17 protein-coding genes are annotated in these 19,183 nt (G+C 72.4%); 11 read left to right on the top strand and 6 right to left on the bottom strand.

What is annotated here, in order from left to right; translation table 11 throughout:
- Nucleotides 1-40: 40 nt before the first annotated feature.
- From ACTWJ8_RS05100 to ACTWJ8_RS05070, 7 genes are all read left to right on the top strand, one after another.
- A complete protein-coding gene (locus ACTWJ8_RS05100; protein ID WP_356380866.1) occupies nt 41-643 on the top strand; it encodes a helix-turn-helix domain-containing protein in 603 nt (200 codons plus the stop codon).
- An 83-nt stretch (nt 644-726) separates the two neighbouring features.
- Nucleotides 727-1,917: an NAD(P)/FAD-dependent oxidoreductase gene (locus ACTWJ8_RS05095; protein WP_443263086.1), complete on the top strand. Its 1,191-nt coding sequence runs from the start codon at nt 727-729 to the stop codon at nt 1,915-1,917.
- On the top strand, nt 1,914-2,222 hold the full coding sequence (locus tag ACTWJ8_RS05090) for a (2Fe-2S)-binding protein (protein ID WP_356380860.1): 309 nt from the start codon (nt 1,914-1,916) through the stop codon (nt 2,220-2,222). The genes ACTWJ8_RS05095 and ACTWJ8_RS05090 overlap by 4 nt, the downstream gene beginning before the upstream one ends.
- Nucleotides 2,223-2,400: 178 nt before the next feature.
- The gene (locus tag ACTWJ8_RS05085) at nt 2,401-3,885 is read left to right on the top strand and encodes an FAD-dependent oxidoreductase (RefSeq protein WP_443263085.1); all 1,485 of its coding nucleotides are present in this window, start codon (nt 2,401-2,403) and stop codon (nt 3,883-3,885) included.
- The gene (locus ACTWJ8_RS05080) at nt 3,882-4,847 is read left to right on the top strand and encodes a dihydrodipicolinate synthase family protein (RefSeq protein WP_443263084.1); all 966 of its coding nucleotides are present in this window, start codon (nt 3,882-3,884) and stop codon (nt 4,845-4,847) included. Before ACTWJ8_RS05085 ends, ACTWJ8_RS05080 begins: the two co-directional genes overlap by 4 nt.
- Entirely contained in the window at nt 4,847-5,848 is a 1,002-nt protein-coding gene (locus ACTWJ8_RS05075; RefSeq protein ID WP_443263083.1) for a proline racemase family protein, read from the top strand. The genes ACTWJ8_RS05080 and ACTWJ8_RS05075 overlap by 1 nt, the downstream gene beginning before the upstream one ends.
- A gap of 38 nt (nt 5,849-5,886) precedes the next feature.
- The gene (locus ACTWJ8_RS05070; protein WP_443263082.1) at nt 5,887-7,341 is read left to right on the top strand and encodes an amino acid permease; all 1,455 of its coding nucleotides are present in this window, start codon (nt 5,887-5,889) and stop codon (nt 7,339-7,341) included.
- Here the strand turns inward: ACTWJ8_RS05070 and ACTWJ8_RS05065 are convergent.
- The gene (locus ACTWJ8_RS05065; protein WP_443263081.1) at nt 7,329-8,672 is read right to left on the bottom strand and encodes a 6-phospho-beta-glucosidase; all 1,344 of its coding nucleotides are present in this window, start codon (nt 8,670-8,672) and stop codon (nt 7,329-7,331) included. The two genes, ACTWJ8_RS05070 and ACTWJ8_RS05065, sit on opposite strands and share 13 nt — an antisense overlap.
- Nucleotides 8,669-9,418 (bottom strand): DeoR/GlpR family DNA-binding transcription regulator, encoded by a 750-nt coding sequence (locus ACTWJ8_RS05060; RefSeq protein ID WP_443263080.1) that lies wholly within the window; start codon nt 9,416-9,418, stop codon nt 8,669-8,671. The genes ACTWJ8_RS05065 and ACTWJ8_RS05060 overlap by 4 nt, the downstream gene beginning before the upstream one ends.
- 166 nt (nt 9,419-9,584) lie before the next feature.
- Between ACTWJ8_RS05060 and ACTWJ8_RS05055 the strand changes: the two genes are divergently transcribed.
- Both ACTWJ8_RS05055 and ACTWJ8_RS05050 read left to right on the top strand, forming a co-directional pair.
- A complete protein-coding gene (locus ACTWJ8_RS05055) occupies nt 9,585-11,678 on the top strand; it encodes a phosphocholine-specific phospholipase C (RefSeq protein WP_443263079.1) in 2,094 nt (697 codons plus the stop codon).
- A 90-nt stretch (nt 11,679-11,768) separates the two neighbouring features.
- Nucleotides 11,769-12,665 (top strand): aminoglycoside phosphotransferase family protein, encoded by an 897-nt coding sequence (locus ACTWJ8_RS05050; RefSeq protein ID WP_443263078.1) that lies wholly within the window; start codon nt 11,769-11,771, stop codon nt 12,663-12,665.
- A 69-nt stretch (nt 12,666-12,734) separates the two neighbouring features.
- Here ACTWJ8_RS05050 and ACTWJ8_RS05045 read toward each other — a convergent pair whose 3' ends face one another.
- Nucleotides 12,735-13,628, bottom strand: a complete 894-nt coding sequence (locus ACTWJ8_RS05045; protein ID WP_356380836.1) for an NADP-dependent oxidoreductase — start codon at nt 13,626-13,628, stop codon at nt 12,735-12,737.
- Nucleotides 13,629-13,697: 69 nt separating this feature from the next.
- On the opposite strand from ACTWJ8_RS05045, the gene ACTWJ8_RS05040 reads away from it, so the two are divergent.
- Nucleotides 13,698-14,303, top strand: a complete 606-nt coding sequence (locus ACTWJ8_RS05040) for a TetR/AcrR family transcriptional regulator (protein ID WP_443263077.1) — start codon at nt 13,698-13,700, stop codon at nt 14,301-14,303.
- A 34-nt stretch (nt 14,304-14,337) separates the two neighbouring features.
- Here the strand turns inward: ACTWJ8_RS05040 and ACTWJ8_RS05035 are convergent, their stop codons facing one another.
- The 3 genes from ACTWJ8_RS05035 to ACTWJ8_RS05025 all read right to left on the bottom strand — a co-directional run bounded on the left by ACTWJ8_RS05035 (nt 14,338) and on the right by ACTWJ8_RS05025 (nt 17,929).
- Nucleotides 14,338-15,423 (bottom strand): mechanosensitive ion channel family protein, encoded by a 1,086-nt coding sequence (locus ACTWJ8_RS05035; protein WP_443263076.1) that lies wholly within the window; start codon nt 15,421-15,423, stop codon nt 14,338-14,340.
- Between the two features lie 200 nt (nt 15,424-15,623).
- Complete coding sequence (locus ACTWJ8_RS05030) at nt 15,624-16,757, bottom strand: hypothetical protein (protein ID WP_443263075.1); 1,134 nt, start codon at nt 16,755-16,757, stop codon at nt 15,624-15,626.
- On the bottom strand, nt 16,754-17,929 hold the full coding sequence (locus tag ACTWJ8_RS05025) for a hypothetical protein (RefSeq protein WP_443263074.1): 1,176 nt from the start codon (nt 17,927-17,929) through the stop codon (nt 16,754-16,756). Before ACTWJ8_RS05025 ends, ACTWJ8_RS05030 begins: the two co-directional genes overlap by 4 nt.
- A 313-nt stretch (nt 17,930-18,242) precedes the next feature.
- Here ACTWJ8_RS05025 and ACTWJ8_RS05020 point away from each other — a divergent pair, with 313 nt between their 5' ends.
- Nucleotides 18,243-19,145 (top strand): YceI family protein, encoded by a 903-nt coding sequence (locus ACTWJ8_RS05020; protein WP_356380821.1) that lies wholly within the window; start codon nt 18,243-18,245, stop codon nt 19,143-19,145.
- The last annotated feature ends 38 nt before the right edge of the window (nt 19,146-19,183 follow it).

Genomic DNA, 19,183 nt, shown 5'->3' with positions numbered 1-19,183 from the left:
TCGTCAAAGCGAACGCTGTCAAGGGAGTCAGGGAGAGGCTATGGACGTTCCCCAGGAGTCGGTCCGTGACATGGTGGCGGCCAATCTCCGCCGGGCCAGGACCGAGCGCGGCCTGTCCATCTCGGAACTCTCGCGGCGCTCGAAGATCGGCAAGGCGACGCTCTCGCAGCTGGAGTCCGGGACCGGAAACCCCACCATCGAGACCGTGTTCAGCCTCTCCCGCGCCCTGGAGGTGCCCGTCTCCGACCTCCTGGAGACGCGCGCGCCGCGCGGCCTCACCGTCGTGCGTGCCAAGGAGGTCGAGGTGCTCAGCGGGGAGGGCGTCGACCTGCGCCCGCTGCGCCGGATGGACTTCGGTGACCTGGTCCTCGAGGTGTACGACCAGGTGGTCCGCGCCGACAGCCGGCAGGACTCGCTCGGCCACGTCGGCACCGAGCACACCATCGTGCAGACCGGCCGGCTCCACGTCCGCGTCGACGGCGACGAGGTGGAGCTCGGCCCCGGCGACTACGTCGGCTTCGACGCCACCCTCCCGCACGCCTACACGGCGCTCGACGGCGACGTGCACTCGGTGCTGCTCCTCCAGTACCGGCCGCACGAGCACGCGCACTTGGGGATCCCGCATCCCAAGCCCGAATCCTGATCACCCTCCGCTCATCCGTTGACACCCGCTGAAATGCCGTCCTAGCCTCCGAGTCGTTCGATGAAACGAACGGAGGCGGTTCGATGCACGGAACACGCGCGGTCATTCTCGGGGCCGGAATCGTCGGAGCCGCCTGTGCGCGGGAGCTGGCCCGCGCGGGCTGCGCCACCACGGTCGTCGACCGTGACCGCCCCGCCGCCGCGACCACCGCGCACGGCGAGGGCAACATCCTCGTCTCCGACAAGGGCCCAGGTCCCGAGCTGGAGTTGGCGCAACTGTCCCGGCGCCTCTGGCCCGAGATCGTCGACACGCTGGCCGAACAGGACGCGCACGCACGGCACGTGACCGAATGGGATCCCAAGGGCGGCATCGTCGTCGCCACCACCGACGACGGCGCCCGCGAACTCGCCGCGTTCGCCGCGTCCCAACGCGCGGTGGGCGTACGCGCCGACGTCCTGGACGCCGACGCGCTCGCCGCCGCCGAGCCGTACCTCACCCGCGAGCACACCGCGGCGTACCACTACCCGGAGGACGCCCAGGTGCAGCCCTCCGGCGCCGCCGCCGCGCTCCTCGCCGACGCGCAGCGCGCGGGAGCCACCCTGCGCACCGGCTGCGAGGTGCACGGCGCGGTCACCCGCTCCGGACGCCTCACCGCCGTCCGCACCACAGACGGCCTCATCGAGGCGGACGTGTTCGTCAACGCCGCGGGCCCCTGGGCGGGCGAGCTGTCCGCCCGGCTCGGCGCCCCCGTCGACGTACGCCCGCGCCGCGGCGACGTCCTCGTCACCACGCCCCTGCCGCCCACCGTCTTCCACAAGGTGTACGACGCCGACTACGTGGGCGCCGTCGGCAGCAGCGCCGAGGACCTCCAGACCTCCGCCGTCGTCGAGTCCACGCGCGGCGGCAGCGTCCTCATCGGCTCTTCCCGGCGTCGCGTCGGCTTCGACGACCGGCTCCGCGTCGACGCCCTCTCCGCCATCGCCGAGAAGGCGCTGCGCCTCTTCCCGTCCCTCGCGAACGTGCCGGTCATGCGCGCCTACGGCGGCTTCCGGCCCTACGTCCCCGACCACCTGCCCGTCATCGGGCCCGACCCGCGCCTCACCGGCCTCTGGCACGCCGGCGGCCACGAAGGCGCGGGCATCGGTCTGTCCGTGGGAACGGCACGCCTCGTGCGCGACCTGCTGCTCGACCGCCCGACCGACATCGACGCGAAGCCGTTCCGCGTGGACCGGCCCGCCGTCCTGGGAACCACCGAAGGAGGTTGGGCCGCATGAGCCCACGACGCGTACCGGCGGCCACGGACGCCGTCGGCCGCCGCGACACCCCGCTCACCATCACCGTCGACGGCGAAGCCGTCACGGGCATCGAGGGCCAGACCATCGCCGGCCTCCTCCTCGCCGCCGACCGCCGCGCCTGGCGCACCGGCCGCTCCGGCGCACCCCGCGGCGTGTTCTGCGGCATCGGCGCCTGCTTCGACTGCCTGGTGACGGTCGGGCCCGAGCGTGATGTCCGCGCGTGCCGCAGACGGGCCCGGGAGGGGGACGAGGTGCGGACGCAGGCGCGGGGTGAGTCGGGGTGAGGGACGAGCGTACGCAGTGGCAGAGCCGGCGGCGGGGGACTGTGACGCCGGATCACCGCCCTGCGGGCCTCTCGCGTCACAGTCCCGTGGCCTCCGGCGGCCGACGCGGTCACACACGTCCTGCCTGCCGGAACGCACCTTGGTGTCACCCCAGTCCCCTCGCCCCCACGGAGGCCCCATGACCCCGCGACACGTAGTGATCGTCGGCGCGGGCCCCGCCGGGCTCGCCGCCGCCGATGCCGCGCTCGCCGCAGGCGCACGCGTCACCCTCGTCGACGAGGCCGAGCAGCCCGGTGGGCAGTTCCACCGCATGCTGCCCGAGGCGTACGCCGCCGAGCATCCCGAGCGGCTGCACCACGGGTGGCGGGCCTTCGACGCGCGGCGCCGACGCGTCCTCGCCCACCCGCGCTGCACCTGGTGGTCCGAGACCGCCGTATGGGCCCTGGAACGGCCCGCCGAACCGGGGCCGCCGCGCGTGCACGTCCTGCGGGGACCCGCCGACGGGGCGGGGCGCACCCGGCAGACGCTCGACCCCGACGCGCTGGTGCTCGCGGTCGGCGCGCACGACCGCGTACTGCCGTTCCCCGGCTGGGAGTTGCCCGGTGTGTTCACCGCGGGCGCGGCGCAGGCGTTCGCGAAGGGGGAGCGGGTCGTGGTCGGGGACCAGGTCGTCGTGGCCGGGAGCGGGCCGTTCCTGCTGCCGGTCGCCGCGTCGCTGATCGAGGCCGGGGCGCGGGTGCGTGCGGTGCTGGAGGCCAACACGCGTGCCACCCTCGCGCGGGGCTGGGGACGCAGGCCGTGGGAGTTGGTCGCGGAGGGTGGGAAGGCGCTCGAACTCGCCGAGTACGCCGGGGTGTTGGGCAGGCATCGGGTTCCGTACCGCACCGGGCACACCGTCGTCGAGGCGCGCGGCGACGGGCGCGTGGAGGAGGTCGTCACCGCGCGGTTGCGGGGCGACTGGACCGTGGTGCCCGGCAGCGAGCGGACCGTCGCCGTGGACGCCGTGTGCGTGTCGCACGGGTTCAGCCCGCAGCTCGAACTGCCGCTGGCCGCCGGGTGCGCGCTGCGCGGCGACTTCGTCGAGGTCGACGGCGACCAGCGCACCACCTGTCCCGACGTGTACGCGGCCGGGGAGATCACCGGCATCGCGGGCGCGCCCGCCGCCCGTGTCGAGGGCGCGCTCGCCGGGTGGCTCGCGGCGGGCGGCGACCGGAACAGCACCGCCGTGGCCCGGCTGCGGACCCGCCGCGACCAGGGCCGCGCCTTCGCCGCCCGCCTCGCCCGCGCCCACCCCGTCGGAGCTGCGTGGACGGACTGGATGCGCCCCGACACCGTGGTGTGCCGCTGCGAGGAGACGGACTACGCGACCGTGTGCCGCGCCGCCACCGACACCTCCACCGCCGCCCCGCGCGCCGCCAAGCTCACCACCCGGGCCGGGCTCGGCCCCTGCCAGGCCCGGATGTGCGGGCCGACCGTCGCCGAGATCGGCGCCCGCCTGCGCGGCCCGGACGGCGCCGAGCCGCACGTCGAGGGCCTGCCCCCGGCCAGCGCACACCGACGGCCCGTCGCCCGGCCCATCCGGCTCGGCGACCTGGCCGGCGCCGCTCCCGAAACCACTGATCCCCGTACCGGCAACTCCCGTACAGAGGAGAGCAATTCATGAGCGACACCCCGCAGCAGAAGACCCAGCAGAAGACCCAGCAGGAGAAGGACTCACTCGGGCTCGGTGGCGTCGTCGTCGCCACCGCCCTGCCCTACTACGAGGACGCCGCCGCGCCCGCCGGGCTCGCCGTCGACTACGACCGGTACGCCGAGCACTGCCGCTGGGTCGTCGAGAACGGCTGCCGCGGCGTCGGCCCGAACGGGTCGCTCGGCGAGTACTCGTCCCTCACCGACGAGGAGCGCCGCAAGGTGGCGAGGACCGCCATCGACGCGGTCGGCGACGACGGCATCGTCGTGGTGGGCGTGCACGGTGTCGGATCGCATCAGGCGAAGCACTGGGCGGAGGTCGCCGCCGAGGACGGCGCCGATGGTGTGCTGTGTCTGCCGCCCACCCTGTACCGCGCCAACTCCCGTGATGTCATCGACCACTTCGAGGCCGTCGCGTCCGTCGGGCTTCCGGTGATGGTCTACAACAACCCGTTCGACACCAAGGTGGATCTAACCCCTGATCTGCTCGGCGAGATCGCGCAGATCGAGAACATCGTCGCCGTGAAGGAATTCTCCGGTGATGTGCGGCGGGTGCTGGAGATCAAGGAGAAGGCACCGGGGCTCGAGGTCATCAGTGGCGCCGATGATGTCGTGCTGGAGAGTTTGTTGATGGGGGCCACCGGGTGGTTCGCCGGGTTCCCGAACGTGTTCCCCGCCGAGTCGGCACGGCTCTACGAGCTCGCCCTCGCGGGGAAGCTGGAGGAGGCGCGGGCGCTGTACGAGCCGCTGGTCGCCGCCTTCCGCTGGGACTCGCGCACCGAGTTCGTGCAGGCCATCAAGTTGGGGATGGAGCAGGTCGGCCGGTTCGGCGGGCCCTGCAGGCCGCCGCGCGGGGCGCTGCTGCCCGAGATGCGCAAGCAGGTCGAGGCGGACATGGCGCGTGCCGTCGCCGCCCTGGAGAAGGGGAACATCTGATGCGGTCCGTGCGCACCCTGAGCGCCGTCGACTCGCACACCGAGGGCATGCCCACCCGCGTCGTCACCGGCGGCGTGGCACCCATCCCCGGTGACACCATGGCCGAGCGGCGCACGTACGCCTTGGAACACCTCGACGAGCTGCGCCGGTTCCTCGTCGACGAGCCGCGCGGTCACTCCGCGATGAGCGGCGCGATCCTGCAACCGCCGACCCGGCCCGACGCCGACTGGGGTGTCCTGTACGTCGAGGTCAGCGGATTCCTGCCGATGTGCGGGCACGGCACCATCGGCGTCGCCACCGTGCTCGTGGAGACCGGGATGGTGGAGGTGCGCGAGCCGGAGACGGTCGTGCGCCTCGACACACCCGCCGGGCTCGTCGAGGCGCGGGTCGCCGTGCGGGACGGTGTCGCCGAGCAGGTGACCCTGCGGAACGTGGACGCCTTCGCCCTCGAACTGGACGCCACCGTGAAGGTGCCCGGCTACGGCGAGGTCCGCTACGACATGGCGTACGGCGGGAACTTCTACGCCATCACCGACCTCGCCCAGCTCGGCCTGCCCTTCGACCGGGCCCGCAAGGACGACATCCTCAAGGCCGGGCTCGCCATCTCCGACGCCATCAACGAGCACAACAGGCCCCGGCACCCCGTCGACCCGGTCATCGGCGGCTGCAAGCACGTGCAGTTCCTCGCGCCGGACTCCACCGCCCGGCACTCCCGCAACGCCATGGCGATCCAGCCCGGCTGGTTCGACCGCTCCCCGTGCGGCACCGGCACCTCCGCCCGGATGGCGCAGCTGCACGCGCGCGGCGAACTCCCGCTGCACACCGAGTTCGTGAACGAGTCCTTCATCGGTACCCGCTTCACCGGGCAGCTCGTCGACACCGCCAAGGTCGGTCAACTCGACGCCGTCGTCCCGGAGTTCTCGGGCCGCGCCTGGATCACCGCCACGGCCCACTATCTCCTCGACCCGCGCGACCCGTTCCCGCACGGCTTCGTGCTCTGACGCCCCGTAGAGCACCTGAATCCCCCTCAGGAGCCACCGTGTCCCGTACGACGACCCACCCCCTTCGTGATCCGGCAGGGCCCGAAGGGGGACTCCTCTCCCGTGCCGGAATCTTCCGCCTCAAGCCGGTCGACGACTCGGAGGAGGTGACCAGCGGCGGACTCAGACGCACCATGGGCCTGTGGCAGCTGGTCGCGCTCAGCCTCGGCGGCCTGGTCGGCGCCGGTGTCTTCTCGCTCGCCGGCGTCGTGGCCAACCAGGACGCCGGGCCCGGCGTGATGCTCTCGTTCCTCATCGCCATCGTGGCCAGCGCCGCCGCCGCGCTCTGCTACGCCGAGTTCGCCGGCAGCATCCCGAAGGCAGGATCCGCCTACACGTACTCGTACGCCGCGCTCGGCGAGTTCGTCGGCTGGGCCATCGGCTGGGACCTGCTGCTCGAATACACCGCGATCGTCGCCGTGGTCGCCATCGCGGTGTCCGGGTACTTCTCGTACATCCTGGAGCACGTCGGCATTGATGTGCCGACCTGGATGCTGGGCGCGCCCGGCACCGGGGCCGGGCATCGTGTCGATCTGTTCGCGCTGCTGCTGTGCCTGCTGCTCGCCTTCGTGCTGTCGCGCGGGACGAAGGAGTCGGCGCGGTTCGAGACGATCCTCGTCGTGGTGAAGCTGGGGATCGTCGCCCTCGTGGTGGTCGCCGGTGCCTTTCACATCAAGTCGGGGAACTACACACCGTTCCTGCCGTACGGCGTGGGTGGCGCGTTCACGGGCGCGGCCACCGCGTTCTTCGCCGTGTACGGATACGACGCCATGAGCGCCGCCGCAGAGGAGAGCGCGGAGGCGAAGAAGGTGCTGCCGAAGGCGATCGTGGTGTCACTGGGCATCGCCGCGTTCGTCTATCTCGCGGTGTGTGTGGTGCTGCTCGGCATGCAGAACTACAAGGACATCGATGTGGCCAGCCCGTTCTCCAGCGCCCTGACCGCCGTGGGGCTCGGTGGGCTGGGGCTGGTCGTGGCGGTGGGCGCGGTCATCGGCATCACCACGTCGGCGTTCGCGAACATGCTGGCGGTGTCCCGTGTCTGGTACTCGATGAGTCGCGACGGGCTGCTGCCGCGCTACTTCGCCCGCAACCACCCGCGCAGGCACGTGCCCACGCGGGTGATCTGGCCCGTCGGCATCGGCTCCGCGCTGATCGCCGGGTTCCTGCCGATCCGGGAGGCCGCCGACCTCACCAACATCGGCATCCTGATGGCGTTCATCGTGGTCGCGATCGCCGTGGTGGTGCTGCGGAAGACGCGGCCCGATCTGCCGCGCACGTTCCGGACGCCGCTGGTGCCGTTCGTCCCGGCGATCGGGGTCGCCTTCTCCGTGTGGCTGATCAGCAACCTGGACTGGGTGACATGGGTCCGGTTCGCGGCGTGGATGCTCATCGGTGTCGGTGTCTACGCGGCGTACGGGTACCGGAACTCGGCCGAGCACCGTCAGCGCAGATAGGCCAACCCCGGGTGCGCCTCGCGGTACGCGTCCACCAGGCGGCGCGCCACGTTCACCGAGTCCACCAGCGGATGCAGCGCGAACGCCTTCACCGCCGTCGCCCGCGATCCCGAGCGGGCGGCGGCGAGCACCTCGCGCTCGACCGCCTTCACCGACGTCACCAGGCCGGTGGCATGTCCTGGCAGCGGGTCCACGGCCACGGGGTGCGCGCCGTTGGCGTCGACGAGGCACGGCACCTCGATCACGGCGTCCGCGTCGAGCGCCGAAAGGGTCGTACGGTTGCGGACGTTGAGGATCAGCGTGGCCCGCTCGTCCCGGGCGATGGCCCGCATCAGGTCGAGGGCCACCTTCTCGTAGCCGCCGGACTCGGTCAGCGACTGCTCGTCGCGCTCGCCCGCGCCCGCCGCCTCCCGGTTCTCCGCCATGTACGTGGCCTCGCGCTCCGCCCGCGTCGCGTCCCACGTCTTCAGCGGCGGCGCCGCCGGATCGCGCATCCGGTCGTAGAAGCGGGACTGCTGGACGTGCAGGAACGCGCCGCGCGTGGCCTCCGCCTCCTGGTAGGCGCGGACGGCCTCGCGGTTGAAGTAGTAGTAGTGCAGATACTCGTTCGGGATCGAGCCCAGCTCACGCAGCCACTCCGTGCCGAACAGCTTGCCCTCCTCGAAGGAGTCGAGGAGGGCCTCGTCGGCGAGGAGGCGGGGGAGTTCGTCGCGGCCGTTCACCCTCAGGCCGCGCAGCCAGCCCAGGTGGTTGAGCCCGACGTAGTCGACCCAGGCGTCCTTCGGGTCCGCGCCGAGCGCCCGCGCCACCCGCTTGCCGAGGCCGACGGGGGAGTCGCAGATGCCGATGACCCGGTCGCCCAGGTGCTCCGCGAGCGCCTCCGTGACCAGGCCCGCCGGGTTCGTGAAGTTGATGAACCAGGCCTCCGGGGCGAGTTCGGCGACGCGGCGGGCAATCTCCTCGACGACCGGCAGCGTCCGCAGCCCGTACGCGAGACCGCCCGCGCCCACCGTCTCCTGCCCGAGCACGTCCTCGGCGAGCGCGATCCGCTCGTCCGCCGCGCGCCCCTCGAGGCCGCCCACCCGGATCGCCGAGAACACGAAGTCGGTGCCGCGCACCGCCTCGTCGAGGTCGGTGGTGACGGTGACCTCCGGCGCGTCCGGCACCCCTTCGGCCTGCTCGGCGAGGACCCGCGCGATCGCGTCGAGCCGTCCCGCGTCGAGGTCGTACAGGGCGACCTCGGTGACCCGGCCCTCCGCGTGGTCCGCGAGCAGCGCGCCGTACACCAGCGGCACCCGGAATCCGCCGCCGCCGAGAATGGTCAGTTTCATACGTGGATCACTTTCACGCCGGCCTCCGTGAGCGCCGCGCAGGTCGGCGCGGGCGCGGAGGGGTTGGTCACTACGGTGTCGAGGGATTCGGGGCCGCACACCTTGGCCATGCCGGTGCCGGGGAACTTGGCGGCGTCGGCGATGAGCACCGCCCGGTCGGCCGCCGCGATCATGGCGCGTTTCACCGGGACCTGCACCACGGTGGTGTCCATCACCTGCCCGTCGGGGCGGACGCCGCTGGTGCCGAGGAACAGCCAGTCGGCGTGGAGTTGGCGCAGGTTGTCCTCGGTGAGGAAGCCGACAAGGGAGCGGTACTCGCGGCGCACCATGCCGCCGAGCAGCACCAGGTCGATGCCGGTGTCGTCGGCCAGCTCCTCGTACACCACGAGGTTGCTGGTGACGACCGTGAGGCGGCGGCCGTGCAGCTGCCGGGCGAGGCGGTACGCCGTCGTGCCGATGTCGAGGAGGACCGTCTCGCCGTCCGATATCAGGTCGGCCGCGCGCTCGGCGATGGCGTCCTTCTCGGCCACCCGCACCTGGGCCACCTCGGAGAACGGCTGGTCGCCCTGCTCGACGACGGCGCCGCCGTGCACGCGCGTGAGGAGCCCCTCCTCCTCGAGACGCAGCAGGTCGCGGCGGATGGTGGCGGGGCTCGCGGTGAGCTGTTCGGCGAGCTCGGCGACGGAGGCCGACCCACCGGAGCGCAGCGCACGCAGGATCAGGTGGTGTCGTCGCTCGGCCAGCATGCGGCGCACACTACTCGTCAATTTCGATCGATTCCATGCTCATTTTTGTTCAGACCTTGATTGTGCGGCGGCGGCGTGAGTTCATCCAGTGCTCACCATCCGTACCGACCGTGCTCGTAGCGTCCCGGCGTACCGTCCTCCCCACCCTTTTCCAGGAGCCGACGACATGACCAATCCGCTCACGCACCCCGTGTCCCGGCGCCGCGCCCTCGCCCTCGGCGGCGCCGTCGCGGCGGGCTCGCTGCTGCCGCCGTCCCTCCAGCAGGCCCTGGCCGCCGAACCCCCGCCCGGCGGTCTCGACGCCATCGAGCACGTGGTGATCCTCATGCAGGAGAACCGGTCCTTCGACCACTACTTCGGCATGCTGCGCGGCGTGCGCGGCTACGGCGACCGCAACGCCGTGCGACTGCCCGACGGCTCACCGGTGTTCGAGCAACCCGACGGCGCGAAGAGAGTCCTGCCGTTCTCCGTGCGCGAGGCCGCCGCGGCGCAGCACCACGACCTCCAGTACATCGACGCCCTCAACCACGACTGGAACGGCGGCCACAAGGCCTGGAACAACGGCTGGATGAACCAGTGGGTGTCGGCCAAGACGGCCGCCACCATGGCCCACTACGACCGCTCCGACATCCCGCTCCAGTACGAGCTCGCCGACACGTTCACCATCTGCGACGCCTACCACTCGTCCATGCACAGCTCCACCAGCCCCAACCGCAACTACCTGTGGAGCGGCAACTCCGGCTCCGAGGCCGACGGCAGACGGGCCATCGGCAACGACGCGTACGCCGAGGGCACCCACCCCGGCTACGACTGGCCCACCTACGCCGAACTCCTCGAACGCGAGGGCCGCAGCTGGCAGACGTACACCGAGTGGGAGAACTTCACCGACAACCAGATCGAGTTCTACGCCACCTTCAAGGCCGTCGCCCGCAAGGCGCTCGCCAAGACCGGCGGACACACCTACATGGAGTCCTTCTACTCCGTCGTGCGTGACACCAAGGACGAGACCGAGCGCAAGCGGCTGCTGGGCCTCCTCGACGAGGGGGTGGCTGCGCTCACCAAGGCCGAGCGCAGCCTCTTCGAGCGCGGGCTTCGCCGCGTGCCCACCGGCACCCTGGCCGAGCGGTTCGCCGCCGACGTCGCCGCCGGGAAGCTGCCCGCCGTCTCCTACCTCGTGCCGTCCGCCGTCGACTCCGAGCACCCGAGCGTCTCCGTGCCCGCCGCGAGCGCCAGCGTCCCGTACAAGGTGCTCGACGCGCTGGCCTCGCACCCCGAGGTGTGGCGCAAGACCGTCGTGTTCATCAACTACGACGAGAACGACGGCTTCTTCGACCACGTGCCGCCGCCCGTGCCCGAGCCGGGCGACCCCGACGAGTGGTGGCAGGGGCAGCCCACAGGGTTCGGCGTCCGCGTGCCGATGCTGGTCATCTCGCCGTGGTCGGTGGGCGGTTACGTCTGCTCCGAGCTGTTCGACCACACCTCCGTCAACCGGTTCCTTGAGCGGTGGACCGGCATCGAGGACCCGAACATCACGCCGTGGCGCCGCCGGATCTGCGGCGACCTGACCTCCGCGTTCGACTTCGACACCGCCGAGAAGCAGCCCGCCGTGGAGTACCCGGGCCCGGTGCCGCCCGCGAGCGCCCGCTGGCGGCCCGTGCCCCCGGCCGAGCAGAAGATGCCCGTCCAGGAGCCCGGCACCCGGCCCGCGCGCCCGCTGCCGTACCAGCCGGACGCGTACGCGCGGGTCGCCGACGGCAAGGTCCGCGTCACGCTCCACAACCCCGGTGCGTCCAGCGCCCACTTCGCGCTGTACCCGTACGCGGGCGAGTTCGACGTCCCGCAGCACCGCGACGTATCCGGCAAGAGTGAGCTGACGGTGACCCCGGCGAAGGACCGCTACCGGTTCACCGTCGCGGGCCCCAACGGCTTCCGCCGCGAGTTCGCGGGCCTCGCCACGTCCACGGCCGAGGTCACGTCGTCCGTCCGCGCCAAGACCCGCGAGCTGCGCATCACCCTGGCCAACCACGGTACGGAGGCGAAGGTGTTCACCGTCCGCCCGCAGGCCTACGTGCGCGGGGCCGACGTCGCCGCCCTGACCCGGCAGGTCCGGGTGGCGCCGGGCGACAGCACGACCGTGACACACCCCGCCGCCAAGGCGCACGGCTGGTACGACCTGGTGGTGGCCTGCCCCGACGAGCCGGACTTCGCCCGGCGGCTGATGGGTCACATCGAGAACGGGCGGCCGTCGGTCTCCGGCTGACCGGGGCGCCCGGGGAAAAACGATCGCCCGGCCGGGCCGCGCGTGGCTACGCTCGGCCCGGCCGGCACGACCGCACCCCGAAAGGCGACCATGGGCGTTCGCAAGCTGCACGACGACGAGCCGGACATCGACGAGGACCTGGTCAGGGCGCTCGTCGACGAACAGTTCCCGCGGTGGGCGGGCCTGCCCCTGAAGCACGTCGACTCGCACGGCACGCAGAACGTGCTGTACCGGCTCGGCGAGGAGTGGGTCGTCCGATTGCCGCGCCTGTCCGGCGTCGTACCCGAGTTCGCGGACGCGCGGCGCTGGCTGCCGCACCTGGCGACGAGGCTGCCGGTGCCGATTCCGGAGCAGGTGGCGGTGGGGGAGCCGGGGCACGGCTTCCCGTGGCCGTGGGCGGTGCACCGCTGGCTGACCGGACGGAATCCGGCCGCCGGACGGCTCGAGCGCCCCGGCGCGCTGGCCGCGGACCTCGCGGGGTTCGTCACGGCGATGCGCGCGATCGACACGACCGGGGCCCCGGAGGCGTACCGCGGCCGACCGCTCGCCGAACGGGCCGCCGACACGCGCGAGGTGATCGGCCGGCTGGCCGGGGTCATCGACACGGTTTCGGCACTCGCGGCCTGGGAGGAGTCCGTCTCAGCCCCCGGCGCCTCCCGCACCGTGTGGCTGCACGGGGACCTCCAGCCCGGCAACCTCCTGGTCACGGAGACCGGTCGCCTCGGCGCGGTCATCGACTTCGGCTGCATGGGCACCGGCGACCCGGCCGTCGACCTGATCGCGGCCTGGTACGTGCTCGGTGCGCCGGAGCGGCGCGTCTTCCGGGAGGCCGCGGCGGCCGACGACGCCCTGTGGGCGCGCGGCCGGGGCTGGGCACTGACCCTCGCCGTCAACGAACTGGCGTACTACCGGGACACGAACCCGTTCATGGTGCGCACCGCGTCCCGGGTGGTCGACGAGATCCTCGCGGACGCCGCGCGCACCTGACGGGCGCCGGAAGCTGTTCGAGGACGACGCGCGGACGGTTCTCGTTCGAGGGCGACGCGCGGACGGTTCTCAGACGACCATGACCCGCCGTCCGCGTGTGTGACCGGCCTGGCTGTCGGCGTGCGCGGCCGCGGCCTCGGCGAGGGTGTACGACTTCTCGACGGGGATGTGGAGCCTTCCCCGCGCGATGAGGTCGACGGCTTCGGCGAGCGCTTCCGGCATGCTCCCGGCCACGCCGGAGAATCGGACACCCAGCTCCGGCGCACCGAGGTCGGCGATGGAGACCACCTTCCGCGGGTCGCCGGTCAGTTCGACGAGCTCGCGGATGACGCCCGAGCCGGCCAGGTCGAGGGCCGCGTCGACATGGCCGAGCCGCCGCACCCGCTCGACCCAGCCCTCGCCGTAGGTCGTGGCGAGGGCGCCCAGGCCGCGCAGGTAGTCCTGGTTCGCCGCGCCCGCGGTCCCGATCGTCGTGATGCCGCGGTCGCGGGCGATCTGCAGCACCGCCGATCCGACGCCCCCGGACGCGCCGCTGACGAGGAGCGTCTGCCCGGGCCGCACATCGACCTCGCGGATGATGCGCAGCGCCGTCTCCACCACGGAGGGGTATCCGGCCGCCTCTTCGAACGTCAGGCCCTCGGGCATACGGGCCCAGGCCGACAGCACGGCGAACTCGGCATAGGTGCTCGCGCCTTCGCCGAACACGCGGTCACCGACCTCGACGCCTTCGACGCCTTCACCGACCTCGTCCACCACCCCGGCGGCGTCCTGGCCGACTCCCGCGGGCAGCTCGACCGGATGGGCCCCCAGGACCTGGCCCTCACGGAGCCTCCAGTCGACGGGGTTCACGCCTGCCGCCCGTACGGCGATTCGTATCCGGCCGGGGCCCGCGTGGGGATCCTCGGCATCGATGAGGTGCAGAACGTCCGGACCGCCGAACTCGGCGAAGCTCACTTTCTTCATGCGCCGAACGTAACACTAACGGTTAGCGTTTTGAATCAGTTGTTGAATCACACCTGATAGCGTGAGCGCATGACAGTGCCGACCGGACGCCGTGAGCGCAAGAAGGCCGCGACCCGCCAGAAGATCGCCGACGCCGCCCTGCGGCTCTTCCTGGAGCACGGGTACGACGCGGTGGGCATCCGTGACGTGGCCGCGGAGGCCGACGTGGCCGTCACCACGCTCTTCTCCCACTTCGCCTCGAAAGAGGCCCTGGTCTTCGAGCAGGACGCAGACTTCGAGCAGCGCCTCGCGCGGGCGGTGTCCGACCGGGCGACCCACGAGCCGCTCGTCCCGGTGCTGCGCCGCGAGGTCGAGGCCCTGGTGCGGCATTGCACGGCGGACGGTGCCGCCCCGATCTGGCGCATGATCGAGTCGTCGCCCGCCCTGCGGGAGTACGAGGAGTCGATGCGGCTGCGCCATGCGGAGTCGCTGGCCGCGGCCATTGCCGCCGACCCCGAACTGTCGGCGGCCCCGACGGCCTGCCGGGCGATCGCGCGGTTCGTGATCGACGCCTATTCGCTGGCCCGCGAGGCGGCCGATCCGCAGGCCGCGGTGGGAGAGATCTTTCAGATGATCGAGGCGGCCTGGGCCGTCGCCTGCCCCTCCGCGCACTCCACCGGGGCGGCCGGGGCGTAGCCGGGACCCGCCCCTGCCCCGGGCCGTCCGGCGCTCAGCGGGACGGCGTGACCGGAGCCGCGTCCCGCTGCTGCGGAATGACGACCGACGGGCTGTTCGCCGTCAGCGCCACGGTCCGCGCGGGCGACGGGATGCGGATGCCCTCGTCGCGGAAGCGGGCGTGCAGCCGCTTGATGAACTCGTGCTTGATCCGGTACTGGTCGCTGAACTCGCCGACCCCCAGAATCACGTTGAAGCTGATGCGGGAGTCGCCGAACGTGTGAAAACGCACGAGCGGCTCGTGCTCGGGCACGGCACCGTCCACGTCCTTCATCACCTCGGTCACGACCTCCACCGTCACGCGCTCCACTTCCTCCAGGTCCACGTCGTAGCCGACCCCGGCGAGCACGGTGAGCGTCATCTCCTGCTGCGGCCGGCTGAAGTTGGTCATGTTCGTGCCGGACAGCTGGGTGTTCGGAATGATGACGAGGTTGTTGGAGAGCGAACGCACCACGGTGTTGCGCCAGTTGATGTCGACGACGTAGCCCTCCTCGCCGCTGCTGAGGCGAATGTAGTCGCCGGGCTGAATGGTCTTGGACGCCAGAATGTGCACGCCCGCGAAGAGATTGGCGAGCGTGTCCTGCAGCGCGAGCGCGACGGCGAGCCCACCGACGCCAAGGGCGGTCAGCAAGGGCGCAATCGAAATCCCCAACGTCTGCAGCACGACCAGGAACCCCATCGCGAGCACGACGACCCGCGTGATGTTCACGAAGATGGTCGCCGAACCCGCCACGGCCGCCCGGGACTGCGCGACGGTGCGCACGAGCCCGGTGATGACCCGCGCCGCCGTCAACGTCGCCACGACGATGAGCAGCGCGGTCAGCGCCATGTTCACATTCCGCCCCGTGCGCGCGGTGAGCGGCAGCGCCTCGGCGGCCACGGCGGCCCCCGCGGCGACGGCCGCCCACGGCACCAGCGTCCGCAGCGCGTCGACGATCACATCGTCCCCACCCCACCGCGTCCGCCCGGCCCGCACCCCGAGCCACCGCAACAGGGCCCGCAGCAACACCGCCACCAGCAGCCCGCCCACCAGGGCGACCCCGGCGAACACCAGATCGTGCACCTCGACGCCACGACTCATCGCCGCGCACCTCCCACCGACACGCGGAAAGCTGCCACGGGGGCGGATATGTGATGTTTCGTCACGTGGTACCTGCTCGGTAGGGGACAGGAACGAGAGGCCGAAGCCTCACCCATTCTGCACAACCTGCACGCGACCTGTCCCCGGGGTGGTCACCGCGCTCTCACGTGAGGGTGACGGGGTGTCCGATGCCGGGCGGGCTACAGCCGTTCCACTGCCCGGAACCCCGAGAGGAGGGAGAGGAGGCGGCGGGCGGGTGGGGGGAGGTCGGCGATGGGGACGGGGGCGCCGGTGTTCAGGAGGGTGAGGAGGGGGGTGAGTTCGCGGGGCGGGAGGTCGGTGCGGGTGACGTGGCCGCAGGCCGCCACGTAGCGGTGGCCGCCGGCCGGCATCCAGACGACGCGCTCGACCGCGCGCACCGCGTCGTCGTCGGTGAAGTAGCCGGGGCGCGCGGGTGGTGGGACCGGGCGCAGGCCGGCGTCCGTGGCGTGACGGAGTGCTTCGCGGGCGAGGCGGCGGCGGAGGGGCGCCGGGCGGGTCTCGCGGCGGAGGTGGCCGAGGGCGGAGGAGAGGGCCGGAGGGAGCGTCGCGGGGAGGTCGTCCGGCGGGGAGCCGTCGGGGACGAGGAGGGTGGGCTGACTCGGCGGTGGCGGGGCGGAGTCGAGGGGTGGGGGCGGGGTGCGCGGGATCGTGATGCGTACCGTCGTGGCGGGGGAGTGGGGCGGGTGGACCGTGGGGGTGTGGTCGGCGGGCCAGTAGAGGAGGTCGCCGGGGGTGACCGTGGCGCAGTGGTGGGTGCCGTCCGGGGCCGTGAGGTGGAGGTGGTGGCGGCCGTGGAGGGCGTAGAGGAACGTTGCTGCGGGGGCCGCGGGCGCGAAGTGGCACGGGGCGGCCGTGCCGTGGTGGAGGGTCGTGCCGATGGCGGGCAGGGGCTGGCCCACGTGGGTCCACAACTGGGCCAGGAAGGTGCGTTCCCTGGCCCAGAGGGGGTGGTGGTCCGTGTGGAGCGAATCGGTGGTGAGGGTGAAGGGTGTGGCTCTCAACTGGGCCTGGACGCGGCGGTCGTAGGCGGTGAAGGAGCCGTCCTCGGGGCGGGGGAGCAGGTCGCCGGGGTCGGTGAGGAGGCGGCGGCCGACGGTGAGGCGGACCCGTTCGGTCGCGGTGTGCTGGGCGGCGGCGACGGCTCCCTCGAACACCTCGTGCGGGTCGAAGGGTGCGGCGCCGCGGAGCAGGGCGGGTCGGCGGTCCCAGTGGTGGGCGGCCAGCCGCTGCCAGTCCACGGTCCGGTCGACGGGGCCGAGGACGACGACCGGTGTGACGGCTCCGGCCGTCACGGGCGCGGCTCCGGGGGCAGCACCGCGACGGCCCGCGAGCGGCACAACTCGCGCAGCAGCGAGCGCAGGAGAGGGGAGCGGGCCGGGAGCTTCGCCGCGCGGGCCAGGTCGGCCACGGTGCGGGGTTCGTGGGCGGTGCGGAGGAGGCCGAGCAGGCGGTCGGCCGCGCGTCCTCGAACCGGCCATACGTGTCCGTTCGCCGCCCAGAGTTCGTCGCCGTGGGGTCCCGCGGCGACGCGGATGATCTCGGAGGCCCGTAGTAATCGGTGCCGGGCGGTGAGGGGGACGGCGGGGCGCGGGGCGGGGGCCGGGGTGAGGCCCGCGGTGGAGCGGAGGGCGGCCCAGCGTTCCAGGAGGGCGCGTTCGAGGGCCGGGTCGCGGAGGGCCTCGGTGAACAGACGGGTGGGGACGGCGAGTTGGGACGGAGGTCTGAGCCGTCCGTCGGTTCTGGCGGGCAGGGGGTGCGGGAGCGAGGTGTCGGGCGTTCGGGAACGGACCAGGCTCGCGGCGGCGCTCGTGACCAGGGAGACGGCGGCGCCCGCGCGTCCTGGCACGCTCAGCCGGAGCAGCACGCAGGGCCCGGCGCGGTGGTCGAGGTGGCGGCTGCCGGCGGGCCAGTGGAGCAGGTCGCCCGCGCGGGCGCGGAGTTCGTACTCGGTTCCGGTGTGCTCGGGGCGCACGCGGACGGTCAGCTCGCCGTCGACGACCCAGGCGAGACACGCGGCGCCGGGGTCGCCCGCCTCGGCGAGGGCGTGGTGCCGGTCGCCGACGGTCAGCTCCGCGGTGACGGGGACCGCGGGCCACCCCACGTAGGTCCAGAGCGTGGACAGGGCGTCCCGTACGCGAGACCAGGCCGCGAAGTCCCGGCTCAGCGGGTCGGTCGCGGTCAACAGCCAGCCGTCGCCGTCGAGGAGCGGTGCGGAGGCGAGCCGGTCGACGTAGGCGCTCAGACTCCGGTCGGTGCGACGGGGGAGCAGAGGCCCCGGCTCGACGATCTCGCCGTCGGACGTCGACAGGCGCAGCGGTACCGGGGCGGGGCGGTCGGCCGCCGCGAGCAGCAGCGCGTGGGCGTCGGCGGGGTTGAGGCCGAGCGGGGGAGCGTCGGTGACGACCACCGGTTCCCTGGCCCAGTGCGTCTCGGCGAAGCGCCGCAGGGCGGGGCCGTGGGGCACGGTCCTACGAACGGGGGTGGGCCTTGACTTCATCGGGCGGGGGATCTCCTCGGTCCCACATGGGGGTGGCGCCGGGCTCGTGACCATGCCAGAGCGCCCCGCGCCCGTCAACGGATTGAGGAGAACACGTGAACGGAAACGCCGAGAGCGGGGATGCGGATGACGTCGAGGGGGCGAACGGGGGCGAGAAGGTGTGGATCCTGTGAAACAGCGGGTTGACGCTTGGCGGAATACCGCGCTCCGTCCGATTTGGGCAGGCGGGGCGCATGGCAAGGTGGGCGCGCTCGTTCGGATGTTCCAAGAAAGGCCCCTCATGCCCCTCGCTTTGTTCCGCCGTAAGCGCGCCGGTTCCGGGTCGGGGCCCGTTCATTCGATGCCGCGGGGTGCCGGCGGCGTGCACTGCGAAGTGACGGACCCGTTCGGGCAGCCGATGCCCGGTGCCGAAGTGACCATCACACACTCGCAGACCGGCGCCGTCTCCGCCAAGGCCACGACCGACCCGTTCGGCCTGGTCTTCGTCACGCTCCAGCCCGGCCGTTACAGCGTGCTGATCGCCGCCGAGGGCCTCGAGCCGTTCCAGCAGACGGTCGAGGTCGCCGAGGGCGAGACGCTGCCGCTGACCGGCATCCAACTGCACGTGGGCCGCTCGCCCGAGCTGCCGCAGCCCGGCACCTGGCTGTTCGACCCGCCGCACACCGCGATCCGCTTCATCGCCAAGCACGTCGGCATGGCCCACGTCCACGGCCGCTTCACGCGCTTCGAGGGCGGCATCCAGATCGCGCCCGACATGGCGGACTCGCGCGTCGAGGTGCGCATCGACGCCGCGTCGATCACCACGGGCAACAACACGCGCGACAACCACCTGCGCTCCGCCGACTTCCTCGACGTCGAGCGCTACCCCTACATCCACTTCTCGTCGGACCGCTTCATCTACCGCGGCGGCTCCAAGTGGACGGTGCAGGGCGCCCTCACCATGCACGGCGTGAGCCGCACGGTCGACCTCGACACCGGGTACCTCGGCGTCGTCAACGGCGGCTACGCCGAGGAACTCCGCTGCGCGGCCCTCGCCACGGCGGAGCTCCACCGCGAGGACTACACGTTGAACTGGCGCACCATGCTCGCCAAGGGCATCGCGGTCGTCGGCCCCACGGTCAAGCTCGAACTCGACCTCCAGGCCATGTACCGCAGCGAGGACACGCCTACGCCGCCGGAGTAGGCGCCTGGCCTGCGAGTCCCGGACGTGACGGGTCCTGC

This window comes from Streptomyces sp. SDT5-1, assembly GCF_052245995.1.
In the GTDB taxonomy this organism is placed as follows: Bacteria; Actinomycetota; Actinomycetes; order Streptomycetales; family Streptomycetaceae; genus Streptomyces.
Note: the sequence above shows the minus strand (reverse complement) of the source record. Positions and strands in the feature narration are given on the sequence as shown.

Coding starts and splice junctions, on each gene's coding strand:
- ACTWJ8_RS05100 (WP_356380866.1), top strand. CDS start 41: ATGGACGTTCCCCAGGAGTCGGTCCGTGACATGGTGGCGGCCAATCTC.
- ACTWJ8_RS05095 (WP_443263086.1), top strand. CDS start 727: ATGCACGGAACACGCGCGGTCATTCTCGGGGCCGGAATCGTCGGAGCC.
- ACTWJ8_RS05090 (WP_356380860.1), top strand. CDS start 1,914: ATGAGCCCACGACGCGTACCGGCGGCCACGGACGCCGTCGGCCGCCGC.
- ACTWJ8_RS05085 (WP_443263085.1), top strand. CDS start 2,401: ATGACCCCGCGACACGTAGTGATCGTCGGCGCGGGCCCCGCCGGGCTC.
- ACTWJ8_RS05080 (WP_443263084.1), top strand. CDS start 3,882: ATGAGCGACACCCCGCAGCAGAAGACCCAGCAGAAGACCCAGCAGGAG.
- ACTWJ8_RS05075 (WP_443263083.1), top strand. CDS start 4,847: ATGCGGTCCGTGCGCACCCTGAGCGCCGTCGACTCGCACACCGAGGGC.
- ACTWJ8_RS05065 (WP_443263081.1), bottom strand. CDS start 8,672: ATGAAACTGACCATTCTCGGCGGCGGCGGATTCCGGGTGCCGCTGGTG.
- ACTWJ8_RS05060 (WP_443263080.1), bottom strand. CDS start 9,418: ATGCTGGCCGAGCGACGACACCACCTGATCCTGCGTGCGCTGCGCTCC.
- ACTWJ8_RS05055 (WP_443263079.1), top strand. CDS start 9,585: ATGACCAATCCGCTCACGCACCCCGTGTCCCGGCGCCGCGCCCTCGCC.
- ACTWJ8_RS05050 (WP_443263078.1), top strand. CDS start 11,769: ATGGGCGTTCGCAAGCTGCACGACGACGAGCCGGACATCGACGAGGAC.
- ACTWJ8_RS05045 (WP_356380836.1), bottom strand. CDS start 13,628: ATGAAGAAAGTGAGCTTCGCCGAGTTCGGCGGTCCGGACGTTCTGCAC.
- ACTWJ8_RS05040 (WP_443263077.1), top strand. CDS start 13,698: ATGACAGTGCCGACCGGACGCCGTGAGCGCAAGAAGGCCGCGACCCGC.
- ACTWJ8_RS05035 (WP_443263076.1), bottom strand. CDS start 15,423: ATGAGTCGTGGCGTCGAGGTGCACGATCTGGTGTTCGCCGGGGTCGCC.
- ACTWJ8_RS05020 (WP_356380821.1), top strand. CDS start 18,243: ATGCCCCTCGCTTTGTTCCGCCGTAAGCGCGCCGGTTCCGGGTCGGGG.